Origin of the sequence: Streptococcus sp. DD12 (assembly GCF_001578885.1) — a bacterium.
GTDB lineage: Bacteria > Bacillota > Bacilli > Lactobacillales > Streptococcaceae > Streptococcus.
The window spans coordinates 1-12,512 of record NZ_KQ969497.1; the positions used below are offsets into that span (position 1 = coordinate 1).

Sequence of the window (12,512 nt, forward strand, 5' to 3'; positions counted from 1 at the left end):
TATTCCGCCATAGCTCAGTTGGTAGTAGCGCATGACTGTTAATCATGATGTCGTAGGTTCGAGTCCTACTGGCGGAGTAAGTAGAGGATAGCTGTATAGCTATCTTTTTATTTTGTCAACGGTAGTTGATGTCGAAGGTTAATAGTTTGAGAGGTTCGGAAAGGACCTCTTTTTGTGTTTATTCAGAGTTATGATGACCTATTTCCTAAAGGTGAAATGTTTTTAGGCAATGTTAGCTCTTATGAAAAGTCCTAAACTTCCTAATTCCTCGTGTAGTCTCTAGGTTTGACGGAAATTCTTTGAATACAGGGTTCTGGGAGATAGCTTATGGCTGTCCTGTGGTATTTGGAATGAGTTTCATAGGGTCTCAGTAATGATGGTATTTATGAGACTTTTTGTATACATTCAAAAGGCTCTATAATCTCTAAAGCGGTTTTACCCACTATAGAAATTACAGAGCCTTTCATTTATCGTTTTGCAATAGTAGTAAATTGAAATTTATCTAATTTATGATGACTTTCGGTGAACTGAAATTGTCTTCCATCAGTTAAGTAGGCCTTGGAACGAATGCAGACAATTTGGAGGTCTTTACCTAAGTCAAGGTAGTTTTTGTCATTTTCTGATATTTTTTCAATAGTGATTTCTTTTTTGGCAAAATCAATACGATGGTTTTGTTCAATGGTCGAATAAAGAGACTTTGTGGCTTCTTCTTTGGTTAAGGCAGGAACGATATCTTTTTTGATGTAGTCTGTGTCGAGTATGGTTGCTTTTCCATTGACAATGCGTTGTCGGATGATTTTCCATAAAAGTGTTTGTTCAGGAAAACCAGTGAGTTGCGAAAGTTTTTGGTCTGTGATTATCTTGCTGAAAGCTATTATCCTGGTTTGTGAAGAAAAATTGAGTTGGTTGACTAGCTGTTGGTAATTTGTAAGCTGGGCAACAGGAAGAGGGATTGTGGTACGGTTAAGAACTTGTGAACCTTGCCCTTGCGTTTTTTTGATATAGCCATTTTCTTGAAGGAGATCTAGAGCTTTTCGGATGGTACTGCGACTAACTTGATAGGTTGTTTGCAAGTCTTTCTCTGTTGGTAAATTGCTATTGGCTGGAAATTCTGATTCTAAAATCTTTTTCTCTAAATCTGCATAGATAAATTGGTATTTTTTCATAAGGGTCTCCACAAGGATTTGTCCTTATTTTAGCATACAAATTTGAATTTTTGACATTTAAGTTGAGAAAAAAGACCAGCTTGTCTTGTTTTAAAATTTGGAATCGGTTACAATAAAACCATAATAAATCTTATCACTAGATTGGAGTGTATACATGGGAAAATTTGAAAAGGATGCTAAGGAGCTCTTAGGGGCTATTGGTGGTAAAGACAACATCACAGCTGTTACGCATTGTGCCACACGGATGCGTTTTGTATTAGCTGACGATAATAAGGCAGATGTTAAGACCATCGAAGCGATTCCTGTCGTTAAGGGAACTTTTACCAATGCTGGTCAGTTTCAGGTTATCATTGGTAACGATGTTCCTATTTTCTATAATGATTTCACAGCTGTTTCTGGCATCGAAGGGGTGTCAAAAGAGGCAGCCAAATCAGCTGCAAAAAGCAACCAAAACCCTGTTCAGCGGGTTATGACGACTTTGGCGGAGATTTTTACACCTCTGATTCCTGCCTTGATTGTTGGCGGTCTCATTTTAGGTTTTCAAAATGTTTTAAGTGGCATCCAGTTTGAGGGTCTCGGTGGCAAAACAATTGTTGAGACGTCGCAGTTCTGGGCTGGAGTTAATGAATTATTGGGTATTCCTGGCGGTGCTATTTTTGGCTTTTTACCTGTAGGGATTACTTGGTCCGTCTCTCGGAAAATGGGGACGAGTCAAATCTTAGGGATTGTCCTGGGAATTTGTTTGGTTCATCCGAATCTGCTTAGTGCTTATGAATATGCTGCAGCACAAGCAGCTCATAAGGTACCAGTTTTTGACTTTGGAGCCTTTACTTTACAAAAGGTCGGTTACCAAGGGCAAGTTATTCCTGCCTTATTAGCTGGTTTGGCTTTAGCTTATCTTGAAATCTTCTGGCGCAAGTATATTCCAGAAGTGATTTCAATGATTTTTGTACCTCTTTTGTCTTTGATTCCAGCTGTTATCTTATCTTATGCAGTTCTTGGCCCAATTGGCTGGTGGCTAGGTGGAATCATTTCTAGTGTTGTTTTAGCAGGATTGACAGGTCCCGTTAAATGGCTCTTTGGTATTATTTTCGGGGCAATCTATGCACCATTTGTTATCACTGGTCTGCATCACATGACCAATGCCATTGACTTGGAGTTGGTTCGGACGTCGGGTGGAACAGGTCTTTGGCCGATGATTGCACTGTCTAATATCGCACAAGGTTCAGCCGTATTTGCTTACTATTTAATCAAACGACACAATGAACGCGAAGCACAAATTTCGTTACCAGCTGCCATTTCTGCTTATTTAGGAATTACAGAACCTGCCCTTTTTGGGGTCAATGTCAAATATATCTATCCTTTGGTAGCTGGGATGTCAGCCTCAGCGCTTGCAGGTTTACTTTCTGTAACTTTTGGTGTACAAGCCAATTCAGTCGGTATTGGAGGACTTCCTGCCATCTTGTCTATTCAACCGCGATTCTGGGTGCCATTTGCCCTAATCATGGTTGTTGATATCGCAGTTGCGATGGTATTGACCTTTATTTTCCATAAAACTGGTTTTCTGACTAAGACCGAAGAAGAAGGGCAAGCAAAACAAGTGGATGCCATCAAAGAGGCTGAGCAAGCGGCACCAAAAGCTGATTTTGAAACGATTGTTAGCCCATTGTCCGGTGACGTTAAAGACCTCAGTCAGGCATCAGACCCTGTCTTTGCACAAGGCGTTATGGGGCAAGGTGTGGTTATTTTTCCAAGTGAAGGGGAATTGGTCTCTCCAGTTAATGGAACGGTTACTGTCCTCTTTCCAACAAAACATGCAGTTGGTATCCTTTCAGATGAAGGGGTGGAACTGTTGATGCATATCGGAATGGATACGGTCAGTCTTGACGGTAAGGGCTTTGAGGCGCATGTGTCACAAGGTTCTCAAGTCAAAGTGGGTGATTCTTTGATTAGCTTTGATAAGCAGGTGATAGAAGAGGCTGGTTTGGTGACTGAAACACCTGTTATAATCACCAATCAAGACGTTTTCCAACCGGATGCTTTAGGGGAATTGCCACGTCAAGTCGCCCGCGGTGAACAGTTGATGACTGCAACTCGGATTTAAGCAAAAGTATAAGAGGTGACAGCTAGCGCTACACCTCTTTCCTTTAGACAGAAAAGAGATAAAAATGGTATTAGACAAAACAAAAGTGATTTATCAGATTTACCCGAAGTCCTATAAGGATACGACGGGAAATGGTGTTGGCGATTTTCAAGGGATTATTGAAAAGATTCCTTATCTGGCGGAATTGGGGATTGACATGATTTGGTTAAATCCATTTTACCCAAGTCCTCAGCGAGATAATGGCTATGATATTTCAGACTACACAGCAGTAAATCCTCTCTTTGGGGATATGGCAGACTTTGAAAAGATGGTAGCTGTTGGTAAGGCTTATCACATTGATTTTATGTTAGATATGGTTCTCAATCATTGTTCTACTGAGCATGAGTGGTTCCAGAAGGCTCTAGCAGGTGACAAGTATTATCAAGATTTCTTCTTTATTCAGGAGCAACCAACCGACTGGCAGTCTAAGTTTGGTGGCAGTGCTTGGGCACCTTTTGGCGATACAGGGAAATATTATCTTCATCTTTTCGACATAACTCAGGCGGATTTGGATTGGCGCAATCCAAATGTTCGTAAAGAATTATTTAAAGTGGTTAATTTCTGGCGAGAAAAAGGTGTTAAAGGCTTTCGGTTTGATGTGATTAATCTCATCGGAAAGGACCCAGTATTAGTGGATTGTGCCGAAGATGAGGGCAAACCAGCTTACACTGATAAGCCGATTGTACATGATTATTTGCACATGATGAATGAAGCAACTTTTGGTGAAGACGATAGCTTTATTACTGTAGGGGAAATGTCTTCTACCACTATTGATAACTGTGTCTTGTATTCAGCACCTGAGCGACATGAATTATCAATGGCCTTTAATTTCCATCATTTGAAGGTGGATTATGCGGATGGGCAAAAATGGACCCTTCATCCTTTTGATTTTGAAGCCTTAAAGCGTCTTTTCCATACCTGGGGACGTGAAATGAGCGACCGCGGAGGATGGTCAGCCCTATTCTGGAATAATCACGACCAACCACGTGCCCTCAATCGCTTTGTTGATGTTAAGAATTTCCGTCAAGAAGGAGCGACCATGTTGGCGGCCAGCATCCATTTGTCCCGTGGGACACCCTATATTTATATGGGAGAAGAGATTGGTATGCTAGATCCCGACTACGATACGATAGCGGATTATGTCGATGTTGAATCACTGAATGCTTTTGAGATGTTAAAAGGGGAAGGCAAATCAGAGGAAGAAGCGTTTCGAATTATTCAAGCCAAATCTCGAGATAACTCACGGACTCCCATGCAATGGGATAGTAGTTTAAATGCAGGTTTTTCAACAGGCACACCTTGGCTAAAACCAGGAAAAACTTATCCTGAGATTAATGTCGAGCGAGAAAAAGATGGGCCAATCTTCCAATTTTATCAAACATTAATTCAGTTAAGGAAATCGCATCCTATTATTTCAGAAGGGACTTATCGGCCAGTATTGGAAGACCACCAGCAGGTTTACGCTTTTGAACGCCTTTACAAGGACGAGAAATTGCTGGTTCTTAATAACTTTTATGATCAGACAGTTGAATTAGACCTACCAGAAGGCTACCAAGAGGGAGAAGTTTTCTTAACCAATCAAGAGCTAGCTAAGTGGGATAAAAAACTTCTATTGAAACCTTATCAGACCTTGGCGATAAAAGCTTAAAACCGAACGGACACTCGAAAAGAGTGTATTTTTTTGACTTATTGGTAAAATAAGGAGATTTAACACCAAAAAACGAAGGAAAATGCTATAATTATTTCATAAAACACGAAAAATATTCTTTTTTGGTCTAATATGTCCTTTTCTTCCTTTTAAAGTGACCGTATACTAATGCTATCACTTAAAAGGAGATTTTATATGGAAAATATTGGGAAATATTATGGAAAAGTTCGTTTGATTGTGTTGAAGCAACAAAAGCAGTATGGCATCCAGTTATGGGAAAAAGAAGATTGGGAACAAGAGGGCCTTATCTGTCTTTATCAGCTACTGACTAGCCATCCAGAGTTGCGAGATGATGAAGAAAAGTTGAGGATTTATTTTAAAACAAAATTTTCAAATTACGTTAAAGATCAATTGAGGGCTCAAGGGAGCCTCAAACGACGGATTAACAATCAAACTTTTGAAGATGTTCATGAGTTAGAGTATTTAATTGAGGACCCGAGAATGGCTGTGGAAAACTATCTTATCTTTCAGGAATGCTACCAATCTTTCAAAAATCAGTTAGAGACTAAGGAAGAGCACGAACAGTTAGAAAAAGTGGTAGCTGGAGAAGTCTTTCGTGGTCGCAAAGCCATGTTACGCCGTATGCAGACGTATTTTGAAGATGTTATAAAATAATCTCTCCCCTAGCAATGAGGAGAAATTTATGTTGGGAACGTTGGGAAATCGGATTAAAACACTACGAAAGGAAAAAAAGTTAAGCCGAGAGGCAATTTGTGAAGATGGTGAAGTGCTTTCTCCGAAGCAACTCTATCGCATTGAGGCAAATATTTCAATGCCCAGTGTGGAGAAAGTCGTCTTTTTGGCCAAACAGTTAGATGTTTCGGTGAGTGAACTCTTTGATGAGAAGAAAGAGTTACCTCAAGAATATCTTTCATTAAAGTATGATATTTTAAACACCCAAGTCTATCGGCATCCGGATTTAATGACTCAGGTCTTGAAACAGATATCAGATGTTCATGAGCGGTTCTATGCTGACTTACCTCAAGAGGAGGCCTATATCTTTGGTCTCCTCGAAAAAATGCTACGTGCCTATAACTTGGAGGAAGACCAGATGCCTATTACCGAGATAAAAGAGCATCTGCGACCCTTGTTGAATCATTTGTATTTTGATTTAAATACACTCATTATGATTCGGTATGTTCTTAATCGTGAAATCAGTTATGATGAAAAATATAAGAAAAGTTTGTTTGGTGCGTCCTATATTGCAATGGTTCAAGAGGAACTGGTCAATCTGACAACAACAGTGAGACGCGAAGACTGGTTTATCTGTCGAGACAATTTAATCACCGCCTTGACCTTAAGTTTAAATCATGCAGACCATGAGAAGTGTTTTCTTCTATTAAAAGTATTGAAAGAAAATATGGCGCGTTTTCAAGATGTCCAGAAAAAAATGATTGTGATGATGCTGGAATGGAAAATATTTCTGTTAAACAATCAGCTGGACGAAGCACAGGAAACCTATGATAAGACAAAGGCATTCGTGCAAATTATTGGTGACAAACATGTTCTAATGAAAATTATGGAAGAATGGGAAAGTGATTTCAAAGATTTCCAAAAGAAAAAGGAAATCTAATGGAAGCATAAAAAGCACGTTTGTAACATTTTTGTAATGGAAATGATATGATAAATATGGTAGCATAGTAATGTCTTATCAAAAAGGAGTTTTTATTAGATGAAAAAAAGCATTTTATCTGCAGTCTTGGTAAGTGGTGTTACCCTTACTTCTGCACAAACTTTGACTCATGTAAACGCTGATGAATATGATAATCAGATTGCCGCTAAGGATAGCGTCATCAGCGACCTTACTGCTCAACAAACTGATGCCCAAAAACAAGTAACCAATATTCAAGCACAAGTTGATTCATTGACAACTCAACAAAATGAATTGGCTGCGCAAAACGATCAATTGCAACAAGAGTCACAAGAACTCTCAACTGAGATTCAAACACTCTCTAACAAGATCGTTGCTCGTAACGAAACATTGAAGAAGCAAGCGCGTGCGGCTCAAAAAGCAAGCACACTCTCAAGCTACCTCGATGCCATTGCTAACTCAAAATCAATCTCAGATGCCATCAGCCGTGTTGCTGCTGTCCACGAGGTTGTTTCTACCAACCAAGCGACTATCAAGCAACAAGAATCTGATAAGTCAGCCTTGGAAGAAAAACAAGTAGCTAACCAAGAAGCTATCAATACAGTTGCAGCAAACCAAGTGCAATTGCAAGAAACTTCAGCTGCCTTGACAACTCAACAAGCTGAATTGCAAGCAGCACAATTGGCATTGCAAGCACAATTGGCGACAGCTCAAGAAGAAAAAGCATCTCTTCAATCACAACAAGCAGCCGCTCAAGCAGCCGCTCAAGCAGCCGCTGAACAAGCAGCTGCGCAAAAACAAGCGCAAGAAGCAGCTGCTCAAGCCGCTCAAGAATCAGTTCAAACAGCTCAAGCTGCTGTAGAAACTGGTACTGCTACAACGGATACTACAACAGATACTTCTGCTGATGCGGCAACTAGCCAACCAGCAGCGTCAACAGCTTCTGCAACACCTGCTGCAGCAACAGCAACAGCTGTGTCAGCAAGCGTGAATACAGCTGGTAACACCTATCCAGTTGGACAATGTACTTGGGGTGTTAAATCTCTCGTATCATGGGCTGGAAACGGCTGGGGAAATGCTAACCAATGGGGAGCTTCTGCAACAGCTGCTGGTCACTCAATTTCATCTACACCTTCAGTAGGTGCTATCGCAGTTTGGCCAAATGATGGTGGAGGATACGGACACGTGGCTTATGTGGTCGCAGTGAACGGAACAAACAGCATTCAAGTTATGGAATCAAACTATGCGGGTAACATGTCTATCGGTAACTACCGTGGTTCATTTGACCCAACAGCTTCAACTTGGGGTGGATCAGTATACTACATCTTACCTTAAGAACAAAACATTAAAAAAAGAGTGGGGACGCCTGCTCTTTTTTGCTGTTGCGAAAAGAGCCGAAAAAAGATAAAATAGAGGGGTAGTGAACTCGGTGTATATAATGTGGAGGGTATCATGTCTTACGCCAATTTAAAACTTTTTGCCTTATCATCTAATCAGGAATTAGCGGCTAAGGTTGCAGACACGATGGGGATTTCTTTAGGAAAATCAACTGTGCGTGAATTCTCAGATGGTGAGATTCAAGTTAATATTGAAGAATCTATTCGTGGCTGTCATGTCTTCATTTTGCAGTCGACTAGTGCGCCAGTCAATGATAATTTAATGGAAATTTTGATTATGGTGGATGCCTTACGTCGAGCTAGTGCAGCGACCATTAATGTCGTGATGCCATATTATGGCTACGCGCGTCAAGACCGTAAAGCACGTTCGCGTGAACCTATCACTTCCAAGCTGGTTGCCAACATGTTGTCTGTTGCTGGGGTTGACCGTTTGTTGACAGTAGATTTACACGCTGCTCAAATCCAAGGTTTCTTTGATATTCCAGTAGACCACCTCATGGGGGCGCCTCTCATTGCAGATTACTTTATCCGTAAAGGGATGACTGGAGATGACTATGTCGTTGTCAGTCCTGACCACGGCGGTGTAACCCGAGCGCGTAAGTTAGCGGAATACTTGAAAACGTCAATTGCCATCATTGACAAACGTCGTAGTGTCGATAAGATGAATACCAGTGAAGTGATGCATATTATCGGGGACGTTTCAGGCAAAACCTGTATTTTGATTGACGATATGATTGACACAGCTGGAACAATCTGTCACGCAGCGGACGCATTAGCAGAAAGTGGCGCAACAGCAGTTTATGCTTCTTGTACGCATCCTGTCTTGTCTGGTCCTGCCTTGGACAATATTGAAAAGTCAGCTATTGAAAAACTAGTGGTTCTGGATACAATTTATTTACCTGAGGAACACTTGATCGATAAGATTGAACAAATCACAATTGCTGATTTGATTGCGGAAGCCATTATCCGTATTCATGAAAATCGGCCCTTGTCTCCGCTGTTTACGATTCAAACCCAAAAATAATGACTTTAAAAAAGAGCCGGGTAGCTTTTACGTCTACAAGTGCTCTTTTTTGCTTGGTTTTAGTTTGTTTGTTGCTGGACTTGTAGTATAATGGTTAAAAATGATTTTTGGAGGGTGTATGGCATTAGTAGATCGCTTTAATAAGCATTTGGATGATATTCAGGTATCTTTAATTCGGCAATTTGATCAATCTATTTCAGATATTCCAGGGATTCTCAAGTTGACATTAGGGGAACCTGATTTTAATACGCCTGAACATGTCAAAGAGGCAGCTAAATCAGCGATAGATGCCAATCAGTCCCATTATACCGGTATGGCTGGTCTTTTACCCTTGCGTCAGGCGGCTGCAGACTTTGTGAAATCTAAGTATGGCTTGGCTTATGCCCCAGAAGATGAAATTTTGGTAACGATAGGCGCTACTGAAGCTCTATCAGCTACCTTAACAGCTATTTTGGAACCAGGGGATTCGGTTCTCTTACCAGCGCCTGCTTATCCAGGGTATGAGCCAATCGCAAACCTCGTGGGAGCTGAAATCGTTGAAATTGATACAACGTCTAATCAATTTGTCTTGACTCCTGAGATGCTAGAAGAGGCGATTAAAAAACAAGGGTCACGTCTCAAAGCCGTCTTGTTGAACTACCCAGCCAATCCGACTGGTGTGACTTATAGTCGAGAACAAATGCAAGCTCTTGCAGAGGTCCTCAAGCGTTATGAAATTTTTGTTGTCAGTGATGAAGTGTATTCGGAATTGAACTATGATGCCGAAGGTCACGTGTCTATTGCAGAGTTTATTCCCGAGCAAACTATTGTCATCAATGGTCTCTCCAAGTCTCATGCCATGACGGGTTGGCGTTTGGGCTTTATCTTTGCACCACGTGAGTTGACAGCACAATTGATTAAGAGCCACCAATACTTAGTGACGGCGGCCTCCACGATTTCTCAATTTGCTGGGATCGATGCCTTGACAGTTGGTAAAGATGATACCCTTGCGATGAAACAAGAATACCTGAAACGGCGTGATGTGATTATCGAGAAAATGTCAGCACTAGGATTTGACATTATCAAACCAAATGGTGCCTTTTACATTTTCGCTAAAATTCCAGAGGGCTATGAGCAGGATTCCTTTAAATTCTGTCAAGAATTTGCACGGCAACAGGCAGTTGCTATCATTCCTGGTGTGGCTTTTGGACCTTATGGAGAAGGCTACGTGCGTTTGTCTTATGCAGCTAGCATGGAAACCATTCAGGAAGCTTTGAGCCGTCTGGAGGAATTTATGCATGCCACTACAAGCAGTCACTAGTCGCGGACTGGTTTTGTTTGAACGCCCCTATCGTGAAAAAGATCGGCTGGTGAAGATTTTTACTGAACAGGCAGGCAAACGGATGTTTTTAGTGAAAAATAGCGGTCAATCGCGTTTACGTTCGGCTTTGCAACCCCTGTCTCTAGCAGACTACCTGTGTAAAATCAATCCTAATGGCCTGTCCTATTTGGATGATTACCGAGATTTGGAACCTTTGCATGAGGTGAGTCAAGATATTTTTAAATTGGCTCATGCGACTTATGCTATGGATTTGGCTGATCATGCGATAGATGATGGTGAGGAGGACCCAGCGCTCTTTGCTTTTTTGACTCAGATTTTACAGCTAATGAATCAAGGGGTTGATGAGGCGGTCTTATTGTTGATATATGAGACGCAGCTTTTGTCCCGTTTTGGGGTATCCTTGGACTTTAGTCACTGTGTATTTTGTCACCGTAGTCAGCAACGGTTTGATTTTTCCTTTAAATACTCAGGGGTTTTGTGTCCAGAACACTATTTGGAAGATGAAAAACGCCTCCACGCAGATCCGAATGTTTTGTACCTATTAGCGGGTTTTCAAGAGATTTCTTTGGAACGCTTGCAGGGGATTTCATTAAGCGCTGAGACAAAAGAGAAGCTGAGAGAGTTTATGGATGCTATTTATGATAATTATGTAGGAATACACTTAAAAAGCAAGAAATTTTTGGATGGCTTATCTGACTGGGGAGAAATCATGCGCTAATGTTTTACGTGAAACAAGCCATAAGGAAAAGAACTAGAAAGTAAGGAATAAAAATGACAGTTAAGACAATTGCAATTGATGCCATGGGAGGAGACCATGCGCCACAGGCTATTATTGAGGGAGTTAACCAAGCCTTGGCTGAGTTTTCAGATTTTGACGTAATCCTTTATGGCGATGAAGATAAAATCAAACCTCATCTAACGGCGACAGAGCGTGTTTCTATCGTACATACCACTGAAAAAATTTTTTCAGAAGATGAGCCCGTTAAAGCTATTCGAAAGAAGAAAAACGCCTCAATGGTTTTAGCGGCGCAAGCCGTTAAAGAGGGCAAGGCTGATGCCATGTTATCTGCGGGAAATTCAGGTGCCCTTTTGGCAGCTGGTGTCTTTATTGTTGGGCGAATTAAAGGGATTGACCGACCAGGTTTCTTGTCTACCTTACCAACGGTTGATGGACAAGGTTTTGACATGATGGATTTGGGGGCGAATGCTGAAAATACGGCGCGTCATTTGGACCAATACGCGACCTTGGGGTCTTTTTATGCCAAGCATGTTCGCGGGCTGGCTAAACCACGCGTTGGTTTGCTCAATAATGGAACAGAGTCCAGCAAAGGAGCACCTCTGCAACAAGATGCTTTTGGCTTACTGTCAGAAAATCCGGATATTCATTTTATTGGCAATATTGAAGCGCGTGAACTGCTCAATGGCGTTGCAGATGTTGTCGTGACAGATGGATTCACGGGAAATGCTGTCCTAAAAACGATGGAAGGGACGGGGGCGACTATTCTGTCCAGTTTAAAAACAGCCATTTTGAACGGTGGCTGGAAAGCTAAACTCGGGGCTCTTTTATTGAAAGATAGTCTCAAAGGCTTGCAGGCACAGATGGATTACTCAAACTTTGGTGGTGCGGTGCTCTTTGGCTTGAAGGCGCCAGTTGTTAAGAGTCACGGTTCTAGTCAGGCAAAGGATATTTACACTACTATCAACCAAATTCGTCGTATGCTAGAAGCTGACGTGGTTGCTAAATCCATTGAGGCATTTTCACATAAGGAGAAATAGATGACTCGCACACAGATTTTAGCACAGATGCAGGTTTTGGCAGAGGAACAAACCAATGAAAAACTGCTTTTTACAGAGTCATTAAGCCTGCAAGAAGGTTTAGGGGTGGACTCGATTGCGGTAATGGAATATATTATCAGTTTGGAAGATAATTTTGGCATGGATATTCCCGATGAGGTCCTTGACCATGTTCAAACGGTGGGGCAATTAGCTGATTATATTACAGAAAAGTTGGCCTAAGCCAATGGAGAGACTGGAGTGGTCTCTTTTTTTGTGTCTTGGAAAATGAAATTGGTGAAAATTGGGAAAAAGACAAGAAAATGCTAGATTATAGAAAAAAGCAAATGCAAACATTCGTAAATAACGAACAATGTTATTTAAATAAA

General features: G+C 41.2%; 11 protein-coding genes and 1 tRNA gene. 11 read left to right on the plus strand and 1 reads right to left on the minus strand.

The genetic code is table 11. The features are described 5' to 3' along the window. The first annotated feature begins 3 nt into the window (after window positions 1-3). Window positions 4-77: transfer RNA gene (locus STRDD12_RS06990), tRNA-Asn, on the plus strand. 390 nt (window positions 78-467) lie between these two features. Here STRDD12_RS06990 and treR read toward each other — a convergent pair. After that, a complete protein-coding gene (gene treR / locus STRDD12_RS06995) occupies window positions 468-1,166 on the minus strand; it encodes a trehalose operon repressor (RefSeq protein ID WP_066916590.1) in 699 nt (232 codons plus the stop codon). Between the two features lie 154 nt (window positions 1,167-1,320). Between treR and treP the strand changes: the two genes are divergently transcribed. From treP to STRDD12_RS07045, 10 genes are all read left to right on the plus strand, one after another. Beyond that, on the plus strand, window positions 1,321-3,270 hold the full coding sequence (gene treP / locus STRDD12_RS07000; protein ID WP_066916592.1) for a PTS system trehalose-specific EIIBC component: 1,950 nt from the start codon (window positions 1,321-1,323) through the stop codon (window positions 3,268-3,270). 64 nt (window positions 3,271-3,334) lie between these two features. Continuing rightward, window positions 3,335-4,957 (plus strand): alpha,alpha-phosphotrehalase, encoded by a 1,623-nt coding sequence (gene treC, locus STRDD12_RS07005; RefSeq protein ID WP_066916594.1) that lies wholly within the window; start codon window positions 3,335-3,337, stop codon window positions 4,955-4,957. A gap of 195 nt (window positions 4,958-5,152) precedes the next feature. After that, entirely contained in the window at window positions 5,153-5,632 is a 480-nt protein-coding gene (locus STRDD12_RS07010) for a hypothetical protein (protein ID WP_066916596.1), read from the plus strand. Between the two features lie 28 nt (window positions 5,633-5,660). Beyond that, window positions 5,661-6,590 carry a helix-turn-helix domain-containing protein gene (locus STRDD12_RS07015; RefSeq protein ID WP_066916598.1) on the plus strand — a complete coding sequence of 310 codons (930 nt, stop codon included), beginning with the start codon at window positions 5,661-5,663 and terminating at the stop codon, window positions 6,588-6,590. 99 nt (window positions 6,591-6,689) lie between these two features. Then, window positions 6,690-7,943: a peptidoglycan hydrolase PcsB gene (gene pcsB, locus STRDD12_RS07020; RefSeq protein WP_066916600.1), complete on the plus strand. Its 1,254-nt coding sequence runs from the start codon at window positions 6,690-6,692 to the stop codon at window positions 7,941-7,943. A gap of 117 nt (window positions 7,944-8,060) precedes the next feature. Continuing rightward, the gene (locus tag STRDD12_RS07025) at window positions 8,061-9,029 is read left to right on the plus strand and encodes a ribose-phosphate diphosphokinase (protein ID WP_066916602.1); all 969 of its coding nucleotides are present in this window, start codon (window positions 8,061-8,063) and stop codon (window positions 9,027-9,029) included. Between the two features lie 118 nt (window positions 9,030-9,147). Then, window positions 9,148-10,329 (plus strand): pyridoxal phosphate-dependent aminotransferase, encoded by a 1,182-nt coding sequence (locus STRDD12_RS07030; RefSeq protein ID WP_066916604.1) that lies wholly within the window; start codon window positions 9,148-9,150, stop codon window positions 10,327-10,329. Beyond that, window positions 10,307-11,068 carry a DNA repair protein RecO gene (gene recO, locus STRDD12_RS07035; RefSeq protein WP_066916606.1) on the plus strand — a complete coding sequence of 254 codons (762 nt, stop codon included), beginning with the start codon at window positions 10,307-10,309 and terminating at the stop codon, window positions 11,066-11,068. The genes STRDD12_RS07030 and recO overlap by 23 nt, the downstream gene beginning before the upstream one ends. Window positions 11,069-11,121: 53 nt before the next feature. Then, on the plus strand, window positions 11,122-12,126 hold the full coding sequence (gene plsX, locus STRDD12_RS07040; RefSeq protein WP_066916608.1) for a phosphate acyltransferase PlsX: 1,005 nt from the start codon (window positions 11,122-11,124) through the stop codon (window positions 12,124-12,126). Continuing rightward, window positions 12,127-12,366: a phosphopantetheine-binding protein gene (locus tag STRDD12_RS07045; RefSeq protein WP_066916610.1), complete on the plus strand. Its 240-nt coding sequence runs from the start codon at window positions 12,127-12,129 to the stop codon at window positions 12,364-12,366. It begins immediately after the preceding gene. Window positions 12,367-12,512 lie beyond the last annotated feature (146 nt).